This is a genomic window from Limnohabitans sp., from assembly GCF_044361985.1.
Classification (GTDB): domain Bacteria; phylum Pseudomonadota; class Gammaproteobacteria; order Burkholderiales; family Burkholderiaceae_C; genus Limnohabitans_A.
The window spans coordinates 1-18,826 of sequence record NZ_JBIKHV010000049.1 but is presented as its reverse complement, the minus strand read 5'-3'; the positions used below and the strand labels follow the sequence as shown (position 1 = coordinate 18,826).

21 protein-coding genes are annotated in these 18,826 nt (G+C 55.7%); 10 read left to right on the top strand and 11 right to left on the bottom strand.

Annotated features, from left to right (window positions below):
- Window positions 1–430 (bottom strand): sodium/proton-translocating pyrophosphatase (locus tag ACIQ3A_RS09630; RefSeq protein ID WP_396431526.1); only part of this gene is annotated, 430 nt, incomplete at its 3' end.
- Window positions 431–645: 215 nt separating this feature from the next.
- On the opposite strand from ACIQ3A_RS09630, the gene ppa reads away from it, so the two are divergent.
- Window positions 646–1,182: an inorganic diphosphatase gene (gene ppa / locus ACIQ3A_RS09625; RefSeq protein WP_396431525.1), complete on the top strand. Its 537-nt coding sequence runs from the start codon at window positions 646–648 to the stop codon at window positions 1,180–1,182.
- 95 nt (window positions 1,183–1,277) lie between these two features.
- Here ppa and ACIQ3A_RS09620 read toward each other — a convergent pair whose 3' ends face one another.
- Window positions 1,278–2,465, bottom strand: coding sequence for a GNAT family N-acetyltransferase (locus ACIQ3A_RS09620; protein ID WP_396431524.1), 1,188 nt, complete (start codon window positions 2,463–2,465; stop codon window positions 1,278–1,280).
- 4 nt (window positions 2,466–2,469) lie between these two features.
- Between ACIQ3A_RS09620 and ACIQ3A_RS09615 the strand changes: the two genes are divergently transcribed.
- Together ACIQ3A_RS09615 and ACIQ3A_RS09610 are read left to right on the top strand one after the other, a co-directional pair.
- Window positions 2,470–4,143 carry an NAD+ synthase gene (locus tag ACIQ3A_RS09615; protein ID WP_396431523.1) on the top strand — a complete coding sequence of 558 codons (1,674 nt, stop codon included), beginning with the start codon at window positions 2,470–2,472 and terminating at the stop codon, window positions 4,141–4,143.
- Between the two features lie 34 nt (window positions 4,144–4,177).
- A complete protein-coding gene (locus tag ACIQ3A_RS09610) occupies window positions 4,178–4,516 on the top strand; it encodes a P-II family nitrogen regulator (protein WP_090047178.1) in 339 nt (112 codons plus the stop codon).
- A 45-nt stretch (window positions 4,517–4,561) separates the two neighbouring features.
- Here the strand turns inward: ACIQ3A_RS09610 and ACIQ3A_RS09605 are convergent, their stop codons facing one another.
- The 6 genes from ACIQ3A_RS09605 to ACIQ3A_RS09580 are packed head-to-tail and all read right to left on the bottom strand — an operon-like array spanning window position 4,562 to window position 7,867.
- Window positions 4,562–5,161: a TIGR00730 family Rossman fold protein gene (locus tag ACIQ3A_RS09605; protein WP_396431522.1), complete on the bottom strand. Its 600-nt coding sequence runs from the start codon at window positions 5,159–5,161 to the stop codon at window positions 4,562–4,564.
- 5 nt (window positions 5,162–5,166) lie between these two features.
- A complete protein-coding gene (locus ACIQ3A_RS09600; RefSeq protein WP_396431521.1) occupies window positions 5,167–5,571 on the bottom strand; it encodes a diacylglycerol kinase in 405 nt (134 codons plus the stop codon).
- A 21-nt stretch (window positions 5,572–5,592) separates the two neighbouring features.
- Entirely contained in the window at window positions 5,593–6,129 is a 537-nt protein-coding gene (locus ACIQ3A_RS09595; protein WP_396431520.1) for an RDD family protein, read from the bottom strand.
- Window positions 6,126–6,800 carry a DUF3106 domain-containing protein gene (locus tag ACIQ3A_RS09590; RefSeq protein WP_396431519.1) on the bottom strand — a complete coding sequence of 225 codons (675 nt, stop codon included), beginning with the start codon at window positions 6,798–6,800 and terminating at the stop codon, window positions 6,126–6,128. The genes ACIQ3A_RS09595 and ACIQ3A_RS09590 overlap by 4 nt, the downstream gene beginning before the upstream one ends.
- Before the next feature lie 45 nt (window positions 6,801–6,845).
- Window positions 6,846–7,304, bottom strand: a complete 459-nt coding sequence (locus tag ACIQ3A_RS09585; RefSeq protein ID WP_396431518.1) for a DUF3619 family protein — start codon at window positions 7,302–7,304, stop codon at window positions 6,846–6,848.
- Window positions 7,301–7,867 carry an RNA polymerase sigma factor gene (locus tag ACIQ3A_RS09580; protein ID WP_396431517.1) on the bottom strand — a complete coding sequence of 189 codons (567 nt, stop codon included), beginning with the start codon at window positions 7,865–7,867 and terminating at the stop codon, window positions 7,301–7,303. Before ACIQ3A_RS09580 ends, ACIQ3A_RS09585 begins: the two co-directional genes overlap by 4 nt.
- 314 nt (window positions 7,868–8,181) lie before the next feature.
- Here ACIQ3A_RS09580 and ACIQ3A_RS09575 point away from each other — a divergent pair, with 314 nt between their 5' ends.
- The 6 genes from ACIQ3A_RS09575 to ACIQ3A_RS09550 all read left to right on the top strand — a co-directional run bounded on the left by ACIQ3A_RS09575 (window position 8,182) and on the right by ACIQ3A_RS09550 (window position 15,372).
- Window positions 8,182–9,945 (top strand): acetolactate synthase 3 catalytic subunit, encoded by a 1,764-nt coding sequence (locus ACIQ3A_RS09575; protein ID WP_396431516.1) that lies wholly within the window; start codon window positions 8,182–8,184, stop codon window positions 9,943–9,945.
- A gap of 2 nt (window positions 9,946–9,947) precedes the next feature.
- Window positions 9,948–10,439, top strand: coding sequence for an acetolactate synthase small subunit (gene ilvN / locus ACIQ3A_RS09570; RefSeq protein WP_108406980.1), 492 nt, complete (start codon window positions 9,948–9,950; stop codon window positions 10,437–10,439).
- A gap of 39 nt (window positions 10,440–10,478) precedes the next feature.
- Complete coding sequence (gene ilvC, locus ACIQ3A_RS09565) at window positions 10,479–11,495, top strand: ketol-acid reductoisomerase (RefSeq protein ID WP_396431515.1); 1,017 nt, start codon at window positions 10,479–10,481, stop codon at window positions 11,493–11,495.
- A gap of 120 nt (window positions 11,496–11,615) precedes the next feature.
- Window positions 11,616–12,431, top strand: coding sequence for a CDP-diacylglycerol--serine O-phosphatidyltransferase (pssA, locus tag ACIQ3A_RS09560; RefSeq protein ID WP_396431514.1), 816 nt, complete (start codon window positions 11,616–11,618; stop codon window positions 12,429–12,431).
- Between the two features lie 197 nt (window positions 12,432–12,628).
- The gene (locus tag ACIQ3A_RS09555) at window positions 12,629–14,167 is read left to right on the top strand and encodes a 2-isopropylmalate synthase (protein ID WP_396431513.1); all 1,539 of its coding nucleotides are present in this window, start codon (window positions 12,629–12,631) and stop codon (window positions 14,165–14,167) included.
- Between the two features lie 194 nt (window positions 14,168–14,361).
- On the top strand, window positions 14,362–15,372 hold the full coding sequence (locus tag ACIQ3A_RS09550; protein WP_396431512.1) for a serine hydrolase: 1,011 nt from the start codon (window positions 14,362–14,364) through the stop codon (window positions 15,370–15,372).
- Window positions 15,373–15,430: 58 nt separating this feature from the next.
- Here ACIQ3A_RS09550 and ACIQ3A_RS09545 read toward each other — a convergent pair whose 3' ends face one another.
- From ACIQ3A_RS09545 to aat, 3 genes are read right to left on the bottom strand one after another with little or no spacing between them, the layout of a single operon-like run.
- Window positions 15,431–16,207 (bottom strand): IclR family transcriptional regulator, encoded by a 777-nt coding sequence (locus tag ACIQ3A_RS09545; protein WP_396431511.1) that lies wholly within the window; start codon window positions 16,205–16,207, stop codon window positions 15,431–15,433.
- Window positions 16,208–16,256: 49 nt separating this feature from the next.
- A complete protein-coding gene (locus tag ACIQ3A_RS09540) occupies window positions 16,257–16,994 on the bottom strand; it encodes an arginyltransferase (protein ID WP_396431510.1) in 738 nt (245 codons plus the stop codon).
- A complete protein-coding gene (aat, locus tag ACIQ3A_RS09535) occupies window positions 16,991–17,758 on the bottom strand; it encodes a leucyl/phenylalanyl-tRNA--protein transferase (RefSeq protein ID WP_396431509.1) in 768 nt (255 codons plus the stop codon). The genes ACIQ3A_RS09540 and aat overlap by 4 nt, the downstream gene beginning before the upstream one ends.
- Before the next feature lie 135 nt (window positions 17,759–17,893).
- On the opposite strand from aat, the gene pgeF reads away from it, so the two are divergent.
- Entirely contained in the window at window positions 17,894–18,682 is a 789-nt protein-coding gene (pgeF, locus tag ACIQ3A_RS09530; RefSeq protein WP_396431508.1) for a peptidoglycan editing factor PgeF, read from the top strand.
- Window positions 18,683–18,826: the final 144 nt, after the last annotated feature.

The window sequence follows — 18,826 nt, the reverse complement described above, 5'->3', positions numbered from 1 at the left end:
CGGTGACGCCTAAAAGACCCAAGCCCACCACCAGCATGCCGGTGATGGCGCCACCCCGAAAGGCGACATCCAGCGCCGGGCCAATGCCCTTGGTTGCAGCTTGCGCAGTGCGCACATTGGCTCTGACTGATACGTTCATGCCAATGAAGCCACAAGCCCCCGAAAGGACGGCGCCAATGACAAAACCGATGGCGGTGATGCCATCCAGAAACAGCCCCATGAGAATGGTCAGCACCACGCCGACGATGGCGATGGTTTTGTACTGACGGGCCAGGTAAGCGGCGGCACCTGCCTGAATGGCTGCTGAGATTTCCTGCATCCGGGCGTTGCCGGCATCTTGGGAAAGGATCCACCCTCGGGCCCAAATGCCATAAACCACGGCAATCAGACCACAAACGAGCGCCAGAATAAGCGCAGAATTTCCTGTCATCGTTGAACTCCTCGATGGTTGTCGCTGAACAGAGGTGCAACGCGCTGGAGGCACCTCCACGGCGTTGCTTCCTCGACCGCCGAAACCGGAGAACGATTGGCCAACCGTTCATTAAAGAGGCAGAGTCGGGCTGTGCGCAAGGCCTGTGAAAGTAAAATCGGGGTTAATCCCTAGCGATTTGTAATTTTTTAACTTTTAACAAAGAGACCCGCAAGATGGCCCTCGACAACGTCACCCCCGGCAAAAAAGTGCCCGAATCCTTCAACGTGATCATTGAGATCCCGATGAACGCCGACCCGATCAAGTACGAAGTGGACAAGGAAACCGGTGCCATTTTTGTAGACCGTTTTATGGGGACTGCCATGCATTACCCGACCAATTACGGCTATGTGCCCAAAACCATTGCGGGCGATGGCGACCCTGTGGACGTGCTGGTGATCACGCCATTTCCCCTGATTCCTGGGGTGGTCGTGCCCTGCCGTGCCATTGGCATCCTGCTGATGGAAGACGAAGGTGGGCAAGACGGCAAAGTGCTGGCCGTGCCCATCGACAAGATCCTGCCGATCTACACCCACTGGCAAAAGCCTGAAGACATGAACAAGTTGCGTCTGTCGCAGATCGCTCACTTTTTTGAGCACTACAAGGACCTTGAGCCCGGCAAATGGGTCAAGATTGTGGGCTGGGAGGGTAAAGATGCAGCCCATAAGGAAATTCTGGACGGCATCGCCAAATACAACGAAGCCAAGGCCTGAGCAGGCTCTGCCAGGGGCCACATACGGTGGCAACTGGCAAGCCCCTCACAGGGTGAAATTTGAACGCCTGCCCGGTTGACCCGCGCAGGCGTTTTTCATGGGATTTTTTTCAACGGTGAATGTTGGTGCAGGGCTTCGAGGTAATTTTCGACCCCTGCTTTTTCCCGTTCCAGAAACCGGGCCACAGCCTCTGAAAAAGCCGGGTGCGCGAGCCAATGGGCACTGTGCGTGGGCGTGGGCAGCAAAGCCCGGGCCATTTTGTGCTCGCCCTGGGCGCCGCCCTCAAAACGTTTCAGGCCGTGTTGAATGCACCATTCGATTGGCTGGTAATAGCAAGCCTCAAAGTGCAGACAGTCCACCCGCGCCAAGGCACCCCAGTAGCGGCCATAGGCGACTTCGGGCTGGCCTTGGGCGTCCAAGTGCAAGCCGATCAGGCTGATGCCAATTGGCTGCGCCTCGTGTTCTGCCACAAACAAAAGCCAGTGAGGGGCCATGTCACGGCGCATGGCCTCGAAAAACGCGGGGGTCAAATAAGGCGCATTGCCATGCTCCCAATAGGTTTGCTGGTAGCAACGCAGCAGCAAGGCCCAGTCTTCATCGGTCATGTCGGTGCCGCGCACGGCGCGAAACGTGACCCCCGCTTCGTGCACCTTGCGGCGCTCCTGGCGGATTTTTTTGCGTTTTTCCTGGTTCAAGCTGCCCAAAAAATCATCGAAGTCGCGCCAGCCCTGGTTTTGCCAGTGAAACTGCACCTGGCTGCGCTGCAGCAGGCCCACCTGTTCGCAGGCTTGCAGGTCTTGCGGGCTGGCAAAAAGAATGTGCAGTGATGGGATTTCTTGCGACTGGCAAAGCGCCAGCAAATTCTCCAGCAGGGCTTGCCGTGCCGCGTGAGATTCGGCCAGCAAGCGGCTGCCGGGCACCGGTGTGAAGGGTGAGGCCACCAAGGCCTTGGGGTAATAGGGCAAGCCATGGCGCTCGTAGGCACCGGCCCAGGCGTGGTCAAACACGTATTCACCACGTGAGTGGGTCTTGATGTACAAGGGGCAAGCGGCCGCCAGAACCTGGCCCTCAGGGGTGTCGCGCCATAAACTGACCACCTGCAGGGTCCAACCGGTCTCGGGTGTGGCCGATGCGCTGGTCTGCATGGCTGACAAATAGGCATGCTGCATGAAGGGGGATGGCGCATCTTGACTCGCGAGCAGATCGTCCCAGGCCCGGGGCTCGATGGCCCCCAGGTCATCCAGCACCCGGGTGACATAATTCAAGCTCACATTTTCTTGCACCTGTATGACTCTCCAAATTTGTGTGGCCCAGCTGAATTTTGTCGTGGGCGACATGCCGGGCAACGCCCGAAAAATTATCGATGCCGCAGCCCAAGCCTACGCCGGGGGTGCACGCTTGTTGATCACGCCTGAGTTGTCGATTTGTGGCTATGCAGCCGAAGACTTGTTGCTGCGCCCGGCCTTCATTGACGCCTGCGATGATGCCTTGAAAACAGTGGCCCGCGAACTGTCCGGGTTAAAAGGCTTGCACGTGGTGGTGGGACACCCCGAAGGCGGTGGCCTGCGCACCCGCAGTGTGGCCGTGACCCGCCGACACAACCGCGCTTCGGTGTTGTGCGAAGGGCAGGTGGTGGTCACTTACGACAAACGCGAACTGCCCAATTACCAGGTGTTTGATGAGCATCGCTACTTCACGCCAGGCCAGGGGGTGGGCGTTTTTGAGGTGGAGGGTGTCAAGGTCGGCTTGCTGATTTGCGAAGATGCCTGGTTTGAAGAGCCGGCCCGTCTTGCGCGCGATGCTGGCGCCCAGTTGCTGGCCATTCTGAATGCTTCCCCCTTTCACGCTGGCAAAGGCGTTGAGCGTGAACAGCGCATGCGCGAACGCGTGGCCGACTGCGGTTTGCCGCTGATTTACGCCCACCTGGTCGGGGGTCAAGATGAGGTGATTTTTGAAGGCCGGTCTTTTGCGTTGAACACCCAAGGGCAAGTTGTGGCTCGGGCAGAAGGTTTTCGCGAGGCCTGCCTTAGTGTTCAGGCCCAGAGCGGCCTTAGTGGCTTGGATGTCACCGCAGCGGCGAATGCCTTGGTACCTTTGGCCACAGCAGATGCCGAGTTGTGGGACGCTCTGGTTTTGGGGGTGCGGGACTACTTGGGTAAAAACGGGTTCAAGCAAGCCCTGTTGGGCTTGTCGGGCGGAATCGATTCAGCCTTGGTGCTGGCCATCGCGGTGGACGCGATCGGCGCCGACAATATTCATGCGGTGATGATGCCCTCGCCCTACACGGCCGACATCAGCTGCATTGATTCGCGGGACATGGTCAAACGTTTGAACGTTCGCTACGACGAAATCTCCATTGCCCCGCTTTTTGATGGCTTCAGGCAAGCGCTTTCGAGCCAGTTTTCGGGCCTGAAAGAAGACGCGACCGAAGAGAACATCCAGGCCCGAATTCGCGGCACACTGCTGATGGCGATGTCCAACAAGACCGGCGCGATTGTGCTGACGACGGGCAACAAGAGTGAAATGGCCACAGGTTATTGCACCCTTTATGGCGACATGGCGGGCGGTTTCGCGGTCATCAAGGATGTGGTGAAGACCCGGGTTTTTGACTTGGCCCGCTGGCGCAACCTGAATGACCCTTATGGCACGGGCAGTCAGCCGATTCCCGAGCGGATCATCACCCGGCCACCCAGTGCCGAGTTGCGACCCGACCAGAAAGACCAGGACAGCCTGCCCGAATACGAGGTGCTGGATGCGATCATTGCCCGCTATATGGAAAACGACGAAGGTGTAGAGGCCTTGATCGCTGATGGCTTTGAACGGACTGATGTGGAGAAGGTAACCCGCTTGATCAAACTCAATGAGTACAAGCGCCGTCAATCCCCGGTGGGCATTCGCGTCACCCACCGCAGTTTTGGCAAGGATTGGCGTTATCCTATGACCAACAAATTTCGCGCCTGAACCAGCGCACCATCATCTTTTGAGGATTCAAGCCATGAAACAGATCACCGCAGTCATCAAACCTTTCAAACTGGAAGAAGTTCGTGAAGGCTTGGCCGAATGTGGCGTGACGGGCCTCACTGTGACCGAAGTCAAGGGTTTTGGCCGTCAAAAAGGCCACACTGAGCTGTACCGTGGTGCCGAGTATGTGGTCGATTTTTTGCCTAAAGTGAAGGTGGAGGTCGTGGTCAAGGACGAGGATGTGGACAGTTGCGTGGATGCCATTGTCAAGGCCGCCCGCACGGGCAAGATCGGTGATGGCAAGATATTTGTGACTTCGGTCGAGCGCGTGGTGCGCATCCGTACGGGCGAGCAGGACGAAACGGCCATTTAACCGTTGTCGATAGGCTGGGTCAAAGCCTTTACCCCCGGATGCCCGTCAAATCAAGGCCACTTTGGCCGCCGGTGCAAAGCCCGCTGTTTCCACCAGACGCCGCAATAGGGCTTCCGGTTCGTGCCCCACGCTTACCAAACCGGTTTGCCAGTCCGTCATGAAGCCTTTTTGTACCACCTGGTCAATGAAGGCCATCAGGCCATCGTAGTAGCCCTGGCTGTTGAGGATGCCCACAGGCTTGTCGTGGTAGCCTAATTGACGCCAAGTCCAGACTTCGAACAACTCTTCAAAGGTGCCTATGCCTCCGGGCAAGGCCAAAAATGCATCGGCTTTTTCGGCCATCATGCGCTTGCGCTCATGCATGGTGTCCACCACATGTAGCTCTGTGCAGCCTTGGTGTGCCCACTCTTTTTCGACCAGGGCTTTGGGGATGATGCCAACCACCGTGCCCCCAGCAGCCATGGTGGCTTCGGCCACCAGACCCATCAGACCATTGCGACCGCCGCCATAAACCAGTTGCCCACCATGCGTGCCGATCCATGTGCCCACCTGTACAGCAAGTTGGGAAAATTCAGGTTGATTGCCGGTTTTTGAGCCGCAGTAGACGCAGATCGAAAATGCGGCTGTCGGCTTGATGATCTTCATGGGGATCAAGCCCATCTGTGAAAAATGGCGCTGATCCAAACCCCGGCGCAAAACAGCAAACTGAGCAGCACTGCGGCACTGCCCATGTCTTTGGCACGTTTGGACAAGTCGTGCCACTCGGGACCGATGCGGTCGATGGCTGACTCCACAGAGGTGTTCAACAGCTCGACGATCATGACCATCAAGACAGAACCCGCCAGCAAGGCGGTTTCAAGCCAATTTTGACCCAGCCAAAATGACAAAGGCACCAGAAATATCGCCAGGATGGCTTCTTGGCGGAAGGCGGGTTCATGCCAACCGGCGCGCAGGCCTTCAATGGAGTACCCGCCCGCATGCAGGATGCGGTTCAGGCCTGTGCGCGACTTTTGCGGGTTGACTTCTGGGGTTTCTTGTTGGGGCTGGTTTTGCATGTGGGCGCGATCGGGTGGGGGTCAGCGCACTGAAATCAGCCGTGTTCCGGCCAAAGCATCATGCAAAAACTGCCTTTGTGGATGGAGGCGGCTGAGCAGGGCCCAAGCGGCCACCCAGCCCAGGGTCAGCGTGGTGACCTCGATGGCTGATAAGTGCAGCGCCGCAGACGCCGCAAATGGAGGAATGAACCACAGCCAACTGGCCACGTAGCGCTTGAATGCGATCTTGCGACTGATGGGGTGCCCCTCTTTGTCCACGATGCCGATGCGCCAGGTTTTCATTGCCAGTGTTTGTCCACGGTGCCACATCCATGTGAAATACAAACCCAGCACAAAGAAACTGATGGCTTGCAGGCCCGACTTCAGTTGTGGATGGAGGTTCATCTCGCCGGGCGCGAGGCCGGTCACCCAATAAGCGGCTATGAAGTAGGCCAGTCCAGACGACACCATAACCCCGAACAGGAGCATTCCCTCGTACAGCCAGCAAGCCATGCGGCGATTCAGTGAAGGGGCGCAGAGATCCGGGGAGGGTGAAATGGCCGTGCCTGTAGTCGTCATGAGGGGGCGGTTTCTGTGGCCTGCCGTGCTGAGTCCGGGGATCCCGGTTGCATCGTGGGCGGCGGCGTGAATGCTGGTGAAGCCAAGGCGGGAGGGCGCGGCAAGAGGGTTTTACGATCGATGGATGGGGTTGTCGACGGATTGCCAGATGCAGGCCGTGAGGGCATCTGGACTTGACGGTGAGCTTCCAGTGGCTTGGCAGTGGGGGCGGCGCTGTTGGTCAGAGGGGCAGATCCTGCTGAGAGCAAACGCCTTTCTTCAGTGGAAAGTGCTTGATAAGCCTCCCATTTGGCTTTTTTATCTTCTTTTGGCAGATTTTGAAGCTTGTTGAAGTTCAGTCGTGCCAGGTTGCGTTGTTGCGGACTCAGGCTCACCCAGTCGGCCATCCGGGCGTGCATTGTGACTTGATCGGCGACGGGCAGTTGTGTGAAATTGGCGGAAATCGCCAACCATTTATTTTGCTGCTGTGCCGTCAGGGCACCCCATTGGGCGCCAAGAGGTGCCAAGGCTTGCTTTTGTTTGGGGGTCAGTTGTTGCCAAGCTTTCGATCGAACTGCCTGTTGAGCATCGGGGGTGCCTGCGCTGATTTGTGGAAGTTTGGAAGCCTCGGAGGGGGACGTTTGGGCACTGGCGGTGGTCAAGCAGACCGTCAAAAGCCATCCAAAAGCCATTTTCAGGGCCATGGGGGAACAAAATTGACCGCTGTTTGTCATTTTTTAATCGCCTTTGGCACTGGCACTGGCACTGGCGCTGAGGCCATGCTTCAGAAACTGTACAAAACCTGCGTCGCTGTAGGCATCTGGCGGTAATTCATCGGTCAGCAATGCCGAGTCGGTAGCGGCGATTTCAGAAATCAGGGTATCTTGCTGGACCCACTGGATCGCCATCAAACCGAATACCAAGGCCAACAAGGGCAATGCCGAGGCCAAAATATTGAAAAAATTCAGGCCCTCGTCAGTGGGACCGGTCAGTGTGCCTTGGCTGTTTATTTGCGCTGCTGGAGACAATCGTGACAGCACCAACGGCTTACGTTGGGCCAAAGCCAGTTGGCGCGCGACCCGCAGGCGTTCTGAGATGTCATGGGACAAGCCTGATGTGGCCAGAGTTAATTGGTTCGAAAAATACTGACCCCGGCGGTCGATTTCTTGTTGATTGGTTGAATTGGCGTTATTCATGGTCTGATTCCTTGTGTTCCCAAGGTTTTGCTCAAGGCTTGAATGGCCCGAGAACAATGGGTTTTGACGCTGCCTACTGAGCAGCCCATCACTGCAGCTGTCTCTGCAACATCCAGCTCTTCCCAATAACGCAGCAGGAAGGCTTCTCGTTGACGGGCAGGCAATGCCATGACGGCTGTTTCGATGTGCTCAAGGGTCTGAAGGCGACCTACCCATTCCTCCGCACTTTCAGAGGTCGTCTTGTCAGCAGTGTTGCCAGCCACCTCCAGCAGATCAAATTCGCCGTCGTCATCGCTAAAACTGAAGTCGCTCATGTTGGTAAACAGAGCGTTTTTGGTTTTTTGCCGCCGAAACCAGTCCAGCATGGTGTTACTCAGGATGCGCTGAAACAGCAAAGGGAGTTCAGCCACAGGCTTGTCTGCGTAGTTGGTACACAGCTTGATCATGCTGTCTTGCAGAATATCCAAGGCCGCGTCCTCATTTCTGACATGGTAGAAGGCACGTTTGAACGCCTTTTTTTCCATGGTTTTCAGAAATTCTGCGAGTTCAGAGTCGGATGCCAACTGTTTGCAGCAATCGCGTCAACGATGCTTTTGAGGGTGTTGTAAAAGAGGAGCGCACTTTCCAGCCAGCTGTCTTGAGTCTATGGGGATGGAATTATGGCACCAGCAAAATGCCTGGGGTTTATTTTCGAAAGTACCTTTCACAAATGCGATAATGTTGGATTGCAATTGAAAAAAAGCAAACGGATCACCGTCCGGCACTTTTACAGTTTGGTGCCCATGTCTGTGGTCTCAAGTCCCAAAGCCACTTCAAAAGAGTCGAGCCCAGGGGCACCCAAGGTTTTTCGTTAGAGAAATTCACAAAGGTTGAATATATGGAAATGAACAAAGCCGAAAAGGCCCAGGTGCCAGTGGGCGCGCAGGAATTGCGTGGCGCTGAAATTCTTGTCAAAGCGCTCCAAGCTGAAAACGTACAGTACGTTTGGGGCTATCCCGGCGGCGCAGTCCTTCACATTTACGACGCTTTTTACAAGCAAGACACCATTCAGCATGTGCTGGTGCGGCACGAGCAAGCAGCCGTTCACGCCGCCGATGGTTTTGCCCGGGCAACCGGGGAAGTCGGTGTGGCACTGGTCACTTCGGGACCTGGCCTGACCAACGCGGTCACAGGCATTGCCACCGCTTACATGGACAGCATTCCGATGGTGATCATCAGTGGGCAAGTGCCTACTGCCGCCATCGGATTGGATGCCTTTCAGGAATGTGACACGGTGGGCATTACGCGTCCGATCGTCAAGCACAATTTCTTGGTCAAAGATGCCAAGGACATGGCCGACGTCATGAAAAAGGCCTTCCATATTGCACGCAGTGGCCGCCCCGGGCCTGTGGTGGTCGATGTCCCAAAGGATGTGTCTTTCAATAAGACGCTTTATACGGGCTACCCCGATTCGATTGAAATGCGCTCTTACAACCCGGTGCGAAAAGGGCACGGCGGGCAGATTCGCAAAGCTTTGCATTTATTGATGTCGGCTAAGCGTCCGTTCATTTACACAGGTGGCGGCGTTCTGCTGAGCAATGCCAGCGCAGAACTGCGTGCCTTGGTGGACATGCTCAATGTGCCTGTTACCAACACCTTGATGGGCTTGGGCGCTTTTCCTGCAACAGACCACCGATTTCTGGGGATGCTGGGCATGCACGGCACACTGGAAGCCAATAACGCAATGCAAAACTGCGATGTGTTGCTGGCTGTTGGTGCTCGTTTTGACGATCGCGTGATTGGCAACCCCAAACACTTTGCCTCAGTGGACCGCAAGATCATCCACATTGACATAGATCCATCGAGCATTTCCAAGCGCGTTAAGGTCGATGTGCCGATCGTGGGTGACGTGAAAGACGTTTTGACCGAGTTGATGGGCATGATTCGTGAGTCTGGTCTCAAGCCCGATAGCCAGGCCCTGGCGCAGTGGTGGGAAACCGTCGAAGGCTGGCGCAGTCGCGATTGCATGAAGTATGACAACAGCGACTCCCTAGTCATCAAACCACAAAAGGTCATCGAGACCTTGTGGGAGATGACCAAGGATGCTGACGCTTACATCACCTCTGACGTTGGCCAGCACCAGATGTGGGCGGCTCAGTACTACAAGTTCAACGAGCCGCGCCGTTGGATTAATTCCGGTGGGTTGGGCACCATGGGTGTGGGCATTCCCTATGCCATGGGCATCAAGCTTGCCAAGCCAGACAGCGAAGTCTTTTGCGTGACGGGTGAGGGCTCTGTCCAGATGTGCATTCAGGAGCTGTCAACCTGCCTGCAGTACAACACGCCCATCAAGATCGTGGCTTTGAACAACCGTTATCTGGGCATGGTTCGCCAATGGCAGGAGATCGAGTATTCGGGGCGTTACAGCCACAGTTACATGGATGCGTTGCCTGATTTTGTGAAGCTGGCTGAAGCTTACGGGCACGTGGGCATGCTCATTGAACGCCCAGAAGATGTTGAGCCTGCCTTGCGCGAAGCGCGCAGGCTCAAGGACCGCACGGTCTTCATGGACTTCCGCACAGACCCCACCGAGAACGTGTTCCCCATGGTCCAAGCGGGCAAGGGCATCACCGAGATGATCATGGGCGTGGAGGATTTGTAATCATGAAACACATCATTGCTGTACTGATTGAAAATGAAGCCGGGGCTTTGTCCCGCGTGGTAGGTTTGTTTTCTGCCCGGGGTTACAACATCGAGTCACTGACTGTTGCCCCTACCGAAGACCCCAGTCTTTCGCGCATGACCATCCAAACGGCGGGTTCAGACGATGTGATCGAGCAGATCACCAAGCACCTGAATCGCCTGATCGAGGTGGTGAAGGTTGTGGACCTGACCGAAGGCTCTTACACCGAACGCGAGTTGATGCTCGTCAAGGTACGTGCCGTGGGCAAGGAGCGCGAAGAAATGAAACGCATGGCCGATATTTTTCGCGGCCGTGTGATCGATGTCACCGACAAAAGCTACACCATTGAGCTGACCGGTGACCAGACCAAGAACGACGCCTTTCTGGAGGCGATCGATCGCAGCGCCATTTTGGAGACCGTGCGCACGGGTGCATGCGGTATCGGGCGCGGCGAGCGCATCCTGCGCGTTTAATCCCCCTCATTGAACCTGTTTATTCCTAAGGAGAACCCTGTGAAAGTTTTTTACGACAAAGATTGTGATCTGAGCGTCATCAAGGGCAAGACTGTTGCCATCATTGGTTACGGCTCACAAGGCCACGCACACGCCCAAAACCTGAACGACAGCGGCGTGAAAGTCGTGGTCGGTCTGCGCAAAGGCGGTGCATCGTGGGACAAAGTCGGCAAAGCCGGTTTGACCGTGATGGAAGTCAACGATGCCGTCAAAGCCGCTGACGTGGTCATGATCTTGTTGCCTGACGAAATGATCGCCGAGGTCTACAGCAACAACGTGGCCCCCAACATCAAGCAAGGCGCTTCTTTGGCCTTTGCCCACGGCTTCAACGTGCACTACAACCAAGTTGTGCCCCGCGAAGACCTGGACGTTTGGATGGTCGCCCCTAAGGCCCCTGGCCACACTGTGCGCAATACCTACACCCAAGGTGGTGGCGTGCCACACCTGGTCGCGATCCATCAAGACAAGAGTGGCAAAGCACGCGCTTTGGCCTTGTCTTACGCGATGGCCAACGGTGGCGGCAAGGCCGGCATCATTGAAACCAACTTCAAAGAAGAGACCGAAACCGACTTGTTCGGCGAGCAGGCTGTGCTGTGTGGTGGTGCCGTTGAACTGATCAAGATGGGTTATGAGACATTGGTGGAAGCCGGCTACGCTCCCGAAATGGCTTATTTCGAGTGCCTGCATGAGTTGAAGCTGATCGTTGACCTGATCTACGAGGGTGGCATTGGCAACATGAACTACTCGATCTCGAACAACGCCGAATATGGTGAGTACGTGACAGGTCCTGAGATCATCAACGAGCAAAGCCGTGAAGCCATGCGCAATGCCTTGAAGCGCATTCAGACCGGTGAATACGCCAAAATGTTCATTCTTGAAGGCCGAACCAATTACCCCAGCATGACGGCCCGCCGTCGCTTGACTTCAGAGCACTCCATTGAAGTCGTGGGCGCTCAACTGCGAGCCATGATGCCATGGATTGCAAAGAACAAATTGGTCGACAAGACCCGTAACTGATCCTGCTCTAAGGACGGTTTTTAAAAGGCCACTGCGGTGGCCTTTTTCAATGGGCAATCGTGGTGCCTTAAACTTGTGCATACGGGGATGGATCCTTGAAACCCCATACAGGAACAGACAATGAACAACCGCAGTGACAAATCCGAAGACACGGAAACGCCAACGTCAGCGCGCAAGCCTTCCAAAGGCATCTACATGCTGCCCAATATGATCACTCTGGCCGCCTTGTTTGCTGGTTTTTATGCGGTGGTCATGGCGATCAACGGACGTTTTGATCTGGCCACCGTTGGCATATTCAGCGCCATGGTGCTGGACAGCCTGGATGGTCGTGTTGCCCGCATGACGAACACCCAAAGCGCTTTTGGCGAGCAGATGGACTCTCTTTCAGACATGGTGTCCTTTGGCGCGGCGCCTGCGTTGATTGCGTACGTCTGGACCCTCAAAGAATTAGGGCGGTGGGGCTGGATTGCGGCGTTCGTCTACTGCGCTTGTGCGGCTTTGCGCCTGGCCCGTTTCAACGTCAACACTGGAGTGGTGGACAAGCGGTACTTTCAGGGGTTGCCATCGCCAGCCGCCGCCGCTTTGGTCATGGGCTTTGTCTGGATCATGTTTGAAAACGCTGTGCCTGCGAAAACGGTTGCCTGGGGCATGTTTGCTGTGTGCTTGTTTGCAGGCCTGACCATGGTGACCAATGTGCCGTTTTACAGTTTCAAGGACATGCACATGAAAAAAAGCGTGCCCTTTGCAACGCTGGTGCTGGTGGCCCTGGGCATTGCGGTGGTCAACATCGACCCCCCGACCGTGCTGTTTGCCTTGTTTGTCATTTACGGCCTCAGCGGTTATGTGATTTATGTTTGGCGCAAGGCCAAAGGGCAGCCCACGAGCATGATCAGCACCTCGACCGACGAGCCTGAAGAGCGTGGATTGCACCATTGATGTCAACTGCACGACAGGCCAGCTTATGAATTGTGCTAAAGTTATCTCATGAATTTTTCTTTGCACGCTCTACTGTTACTGCCCAACGGGCGGGATGTGTAGCGCACGCAAACACTTTCCCAAAAGGCCCGTATGCCATCCGCAACGGGCCTTTTGCATTTTTGCTTGGACTTGCGGGTTATTGACCAGGAGTGAACATGGCTGACAAACTGATAATTTTCGACACTACCTTGCGCGATGGCGAGCAATCGCCCGGTGCCTCCATGACTCGAGATGAGAAGTTGCGCATTGCACGGCAACTCGAGCGTCTGCGCGTGGATGTGATCGAAGCCGGTTTTGCGGCCAGTTCCAATGGTGATTTTGAGGCGGTTAAAACCATCGCTGATTCGATCAGGGAGGCCACCATTTGCTCCTTGTCACGCGCCAATGACCGCGATATTTCACGTGCCGCCGAAGCCCTGAAAGGGGCTAACAGCGGGCGCATTCACACCTTCATCGCCACGTCTCCGTTGCACATGGAAAAGAAGTTGCGCATGACCCCGGACCAAGTCTTTGAGCAGGCCAAACAATCTGTCCGATTTGCCCGCAACTTGGTCGGTGATGTCGAATTCAGCCCGGAAGATGGTTACCGCAGCGATATGGACTTTCTTTGCCGCGTCCTCGAGGCTGTGATCACTGAAGGCGCGACCACCATCAACGTGCCCGACACGGTGGGCTACGCTGTGCCTGAACTGTATGGCGAATTCATCCGCACTTTGCGTGAACGCATCCCCAACTCTGACAAGGCCATCTGGTCTGTGCATTGCCACAATGACCTGGGCATGGCGGTGGCCAATTCCTTGGCGGGGGTCAAGATCGGCGGCGCCCGCCAGGTCGAGTGCACCATCAATGGTCTGGGTGAACGGGCGGGTAACTGCTCGCTGGAAGAGGTGGTTATGGCTGTCAAGACACGGCGCGACTATTTCGGTCTGGACATCGGCATTGACACCAGCCACATCGTGGCTGCCAGCCGCATGGTTAGCCAGACCACCGGTTTTGTGGTCCAGCCCAACAAGGCGGTAGTCGGTGCCAATGCCTTTGCCCATGCCTCAGGTATTCACCAGGATGGCGTGCTCAAGGCCCGTGACACTTACGAAATCATGCGTGCCGAAGACGTGGGTTGGACCACCAACAAGATCGTTTTGGGCAAACTCAGCGGCCGAAACGCCTTCAAGCAGCGCTTGAACGATTTGGGTGTGACCTTGGACAGTGAAACCGAAATCAACAGTGCGTTCGCCAAGTTCAAGGAACTGGCCGACCGCAAGAGTGAAATTTTTGACGAAGACATCTTGGCCTTGGTGGGCGATGAGAGCGTCACCGCTGAAAAGGAGCAATATGGTTTTGTTTCCATGGCTCAACACAGCGAGACTGGCGAACGGCCGCATGCTTCAGTGGTCTTCACGGTGGAAGGCAAGGAAGTGCATGCAGAGTCAGACGGCAATGGCCCTGTGGACGCTTCATTGAAGGCCATTGAGTCGCATGTCAAGAGTGGTGCCGAAATGGTGCTTTATTCGGTCAATGCGATCAGCGGTTCTACGGAAAGTCAGGGCGAAGTTACCGTACGTTTGCAAAACAGCGGTCGCGTGGTCAATGGCGTCGGTTCGGACCCTGATATTGTGGTCGCCTCTGCCAAAGCCTACCTCAGCGCACTCAATAAATTGCAAAGCAAAGCCGATCGGGTCGCTGCACAGGGTTAAAAATAACCCTTTTGACGTATTATCTGGCTTCAATAAAGTCACGCAAGTCTTTGTTCTTGCGTGACTTTTTTTATTTGAGTACACTTGATCACAATTATCCAATTCATTGATTCAAGATGCCCCTGATGCGATTCATTTTTCCCCGTTCCCTGCATGTCTCTGGTCGATGGGCGAAAAGTCTGGCTACCGCTTTGATGGCAGCGCTTTTGGTTGTGTTGGCGACCCTGCCAACGGTAACGCTGGCGCAGGAAAAAAAAGGCGCAGACAAGAAGCGTGTCGTGGCGGTGACCCAAAAAGCGGTTAAAAAATCCCCTTCGAAAGCCAAAAAAGCCAAAAAGAACATGGCTGTGGCAGCCCCCAAAAATACTGTTGTGCGTGCATCCTACGGACAAAAAGCGGGTCTACATGCGGCGCACGACCCCTTGGATTTGCGATCCAGTGTCGTCCTGGTCATTGACCAAGAAACCCGTGAAGTACTGTTTAGTAAAAACGACCATGCCGTGTTGCCCATCGCTTCGTTGACGAAGTTGATGACCGGTTTGGTGATCTCTGAGGCCCAATTGCCAATGGCCGAGTTGATCGCCATTACCCAGGCCGATGTGGACACTGAAAAAGGCAGTTCATCCCGCTTGGCTGTCGGTACCGTCCTTAGTCGCGGAGATTTGCTGCATTTGGCCATGATGTCCAGTGAGAATCGTGCTGCACATGCTTTGGGGCGCAGCTTTCCCGGCGGCATAGAAACGTTTGTGGCGCGCATGAATGCCCGGGCAAAAGCTTTGGGCATGTCCGATACGCGCTACGTGGAGCCAACAGGCTTGTCCAGTCGCAATCAATCCAGTGCCAGTGATTTGGCTGTTCTGGTCGGTGCGGCCTACAAAGAGCCGGTCTTGCGGGAGTTGTCAACATCACATGGTCGCGAGATTGAAGTGGGACGCCGCACCCTGCAATACAACAACACCAACCGCTTGGTGAAAAGTGCACAGTGGGACATTGGGTTGCAAAAAACGGGCTACATCTCCGAGGCCGGGCAATGCCTGGTCATGCAGGCCCAAGTTGCTGGGCGCAAATTGATAATGGTTTTTCTGGACTCTGCGGGCAAACTCAGCCGCATTGCTGACGCAGAACGTGTCCGGCGTTGGGTTGAGAAATCATCGGGCACCCCAGGCGTGCGGCATTCGGCTTTGGTGGAAAACCTGCCCGGTTGATATGCCGACAACATGAAAAAAGGCCTCAGTGAGGCCTTTTTTCATGGGGCAGTTTTTGCTAGTTGCCGTGATGGCCCAGCGTTCGGGAGATGCTGTTTGCCGTGGCCTGAAGCTTGGGAAGCCAGCCCTCATCAAGGCGGTCAGCGGGTGCTGAAATGGACAAGCCCGCCAACAATTTTCCTTGGTCATCGTAGATGCCTGCAGCGATGCAGCGCACGCCCATTTCCAGTTCTTCGTTGTCACGGGCAATGCCGTATTGATTGACACGTGCCAGCTCTCTTTCGAGAACCTGCAACTGGGTGATGCTGTTGCGTGTCTGACCCAGTAATCCGGTGCGGGTGGCATAGGAACGAACACGCAAAGGGTCATCAGCAGCCAGAAACAGCTTGCCCACTGATGTCAAGTGCAATGGCGCCCTCCCACCAATGGCGCGAACCACTTGCATGCCCGAACGTTCGCTGTAAGCACGTTCGATGTAAACAATTTCATCACCTTGTCGCATGCTGAGGTTCACGGGCTGCTGAATGAGTTTGTGCAATTCACGCATGGGGGTCAGCGCGGCATCACGCACGTTTAGACGTCCTTTGACCAAGTTGCCCAGCTCCAAAAGCCGCATGCCCAAGCGGTAATTGCCGGCTTCGGGCCTGTCTACAAATCGACCTGTGGCCAAGTCGTTCAGGATGCGGTGTGCTGTGGATGGGTGTAAACCTGTTTTTTCGCTGATTTCTTTCAAGGAGATCGCTTCCTCGCGTGAGGCCAGCACGTCAATCAGCGAAAACATGCGCTCAATGACCTGGACCGTGGGGGTCGGCGTGAGGGTGGGGTCTTTTTTCATGGTGCTTCGTTACAGTATTTGAATCTTACACTGTGAAAAATACAGGTGTTCAGCTCAAAGCCTGCCATTGCCCCTGAACTCTTATTTCGCAAGGCCTGAATTGGGATTTGTAGTTCATTTTGGGACTGCTCTCGATCCAGTATCCCAAGTAGACATAGGGCAGCTGAAGTTGTGCTGCTTGATCGATTTGCCACAGCACGCCGTAAGTGCCGTAGCTTGCGCTGTCTTCGGGGTCATAAAAAGTGTAAACAGCCGACAAGCCGTGGTTCAGGACATCCACGATGCTGATCATTTTCAGGGAACCCAAAGAGCCTTTTTCGGCAGGCATTCTGAACTCGACAATGCGTGAGTTGACCCGGCTTTGCAGCAAAAACTGGTTGTATTGGTCGACGCTGTCGTGGTCCATGCCGCCGCCCGGGTGACGGCTTGTTTGGTAGCGTAAATACAAAGCGTAGTGATCAGGATCGAACTGCAGATCGAGGACCCGGACTTGCAAGTCCTTGTGCGCCCGCCAGGCGCGGCGCTGGCTGCGGTCAGGTTTGAAAGCTTTGACCATGACGCGCAAGGGTTGGCAGGCTTGGCACCCATCACAGTAAGGGCGGTAGGTGAACATCCCACTGCGCCGAAAGCCCTGTTCCACCAAATCGGAGTAGACCTCGTTTTGAATCAGGTGGCTGGGGGTCGCAACTTGGGAGCGTGCAGAACGATCGGCCAGATAACTGCATGCATAAGGCGCTGTGGCATAAAACTGCAAGGCCTGGATGGGAAGTTCTTTGAGATGGGTCACGACGTGGTGTCCATGGACGTCAATGCACGCCAGTATAAAGTTTGCGTGTTCCACTCGATGGGGGGCTTTTGGCGGCCGTGCTCGACCAGCGCGAGAAAATCAGCACGGGGCATTTCTTGTGCGCCCAATGAGGCCAAATGCCGGGTGTTTTGTTGACAATCGATGGCCAAAACACCGTGCGTGGTGCAAACGCTGACCAAGCTGGCCAAGGCCATTTTGGAGCCGTCGGTGACCGTGGTGAACATCGATTCCCCAAACACGGCATGGCCCAGGGCTACAAAGTAAAGGCCGGCAAGCAATTCGCCATCGAGCCAAACTTCGGCGCTGTGAGCGTGTCCCGCCCGGTGCAGGTCTTCATAAGCCGCGACCATGGCCGGAACGATCCAGGTGCCACTTTGCCCTGCCCTGGGGGCTTTGCTGCAGCGGTCTATGACCTGGCTGAAGTCTCGGTTAAACGTCAGTGAAAAGCCAGGCTGAAGCAGCCAGCGTTTCAATGTTTGGCGCAGGGATCGGCTGAAGCGGAAATTTTCAACACGCAGCACCATCCTCGGGTCTGGGCTCCACCACAGCACGGGTTGACCCGCACTGAACCAGGGGAAGATTCCCTGGCTGTATGACGCCATTAGGCGTGCTGCAGAAAGGTCGTGGCCGGCTGCCAGCAAGCCGGGCGCAGTCGACTCTGCACCCCACGCAAGGTGAGGCTGGGGCAATGCTTCATCAACTTCAATCCAACTTAATTCAGGCGTTTGGGCGGCTCGTGGCATGGTTTGATTACACAATAAAAGGCCTAGGTGACGTGTCGCGCTCACTCGTCAGCTTGTATTTTTTGGGTTTATCCTCTACCGATCCAAATTTGCACTGCTTTTTCGAGCGCTTTTTCAAACCGACCATCACTTCCCATGGCCCCTTTTTTTGACCATTCGATGCGACCCGTCTGGCCTGCGCCAAAGCAGGTTCAATCCTTGATGACCGATCGGCACGGGGGCGTATCCAGCGCACCTTGGGACAGCATGAATCTGGGCGACCATGTAGGGGATCTTCCGCAGAGCCTGCAAATCAACCGGCAGCGCTTGCAGGACAACATGGGCACTCGGCCCGTTTTTTTGAAGCAAGTCCACGGTGTGGATGCCGTGCTGTTGGATGCGTCAAGCAGGGACGGCACTGTGGCGGATGCGTGTATCGCGGTGGGCACAGGGGTCGCTTGCACCATCATGGTGGCCGATTGTTTGCCGGTGTTGATGTGCGATTCCGCCGGGCGCTGGGTAGCCGCTGCGCACGCGGGTTGGCGAGGGCTGGCAGGGGTTGAGGGAGCAGGGGTGCTCGAATCATTGCTGAGAGCTTCTTCATTGCGAGACACTGCGCCAGACGACGTTTTGGTGTGGCTCGGACCCTGCATTGGTCCGAAAGCATTTGAGGTGGGCCCAGAGGTGAGAGCCGCTTTTTGTGTGCAGGACCCTGCAGCGGCAGCTTTCTTCAAGCCTTCGTCGGATGAAAAGTGGCTGGCAGATTTGGCTGGCTTGGCCAAGTTGCGTTTGTTGCGCCAAGGCGTGCACCGCGTATTTGGCAACGACAGCCAATCGGACTGGTGCACATTCACCCAGGCTTCAAAGTTCTTTTCGCACCGGCGAGACAGCCGTGTCCTCGGCCAAACCGGGCGCATGGCGGCCTGCATTTGGCTCACGCAGTGATTCTTGAGGCTCCGGGTGATGGGGGGGGCCTTCTTCTTTTCTTTGCCTGGCTTTACGGCGCAAAGGCGTTCCCATGATGTACACCACCAAGGACATGGGCAGTGCGCCATACATCAGAAAAGTGATGACTGCGCCCAATACAGT

What these genes read in the sequence shown, in the direction of transcription:
- ppa (WP_396431525.1), top strand. Translation starts at nt 646, where the DNA reads ATGGCCCTCGACAACGTCACCCCCGGCAAAAAAGTGCCCGAATCCTTC.
- ACIQ3A_RS09615 (WP_396431523.1), top strand. Translation starts at nt 2,470, where the DNA reads ATGACTCTCCAAATTTGTGTGGCCCAGCTGAATTTTGTCGTGGGCGAC.
- ACIQ3A_RS09610 (WP_090047178.1), top strand. Translation starts at nt 4,178, where the DNA reads ATGAAACAGATCACCGCAGTCATCAAACCTTTCAAACTGGAAGAAGTT.
- ACIQ3A_RS09605 (WP_396431522.1), bottom strand. Translation starts at nt 5,161, where the DNA reads ATGAAGATCATCAAGCCGACAGCCGCATTTTCGATCTGCGTCTACTGC.
- ACIQ3A_RS09600 (WP_396431521.1), bottom strand. Translation starts at nt 5,571, where the DNA reads ATGCAAAACCAGCCCCAACAAGAAACCCCAGAAGTCAACCCGCAAAAG.
- ACIQ3A_RS09595 (WP_396431520.1), bottom strand. Translation starts at nt 6,129, where the DNA reads ATGACGACTACAGGCACGGCCATTTCACCCTCCCCGGATCTCTGCGCC.
- ACIQ3A_RS09590 (WP_396431519.1), bottom strand. Translation starts at nt 6,800, where the DNA reads ATGGCTTTTGGATGGCTTTTGACGGTCTGCTTGACCACCGCCAGTGCC.
- ACIQ3A_RS09585 (WP_396431518.1), bottom strand. Translation starts at nt 7,304, where the DNA reads ATGAATAACGCCAATTCAACCAATCAACAAGAAATCGACCGCCGGGGT.
- ACIQ3A_RS09575 (WP_396431516.1), top strand. Translation starts at nt 8,182, where the DNA reads ATGGAAATGAACAAAGCCGAAAAGGCCCAGGTGCCAGTGGGCGCGCAG.
- ilvN (WP_108406980.1), top strand. Translation starts at nt 9,948, where the DNA reads ATGAAACACATCATTGCTGTACTGATTGAAAATGAAGCCGGGGCTTTG.
- pssA (WP_396431514.1), top strand. Translation starts at nt 11,616, where the DNA reads ATGAACAACCGCAGTGACAAATCCGAAGACACGGAAACGCCAACGTCA.
- ACIQ3A_RS09555 (WP_396431513.1), top strand. Translation starts at nt 12,629, where the DNA reads ATGGCTGACAAACTGATAATTTTCGACACTACCTTGCGCGATGGCGAG.
- ACIQ3A_RS09550 (WP_396431512.1), top strand. Translation starts at nt 14,362, where the DNA reads ATGGCAGCGCTTTTGGTTGTGTTGGCGACCCTGCCAACGGTAACGCTG.
- ACIQ3A_RS09545 (WP_396431511.1), bottom strand. Translation starts at nt 16,207, where the DNA reads ATGAAAAAAGACCCCACCCTCACGCCGACCCCCACGGTCCAGGTCATT.
- aat (WP_396431509.1), bottom strand. Translation starts at nt 17,758, where the DNA reads ATGCCACGAGCCGCCCAAACGCCTGAATTAAGTTGGATTGAAGTTGAT.
- pgeF (WP_396431508.1), top strand. Translation starts at nt 17,894, where the DNA reads ATGGCCCCTTTTTTTGACCATTCGATGCGACCCGTCTGGCCTGCGCCA.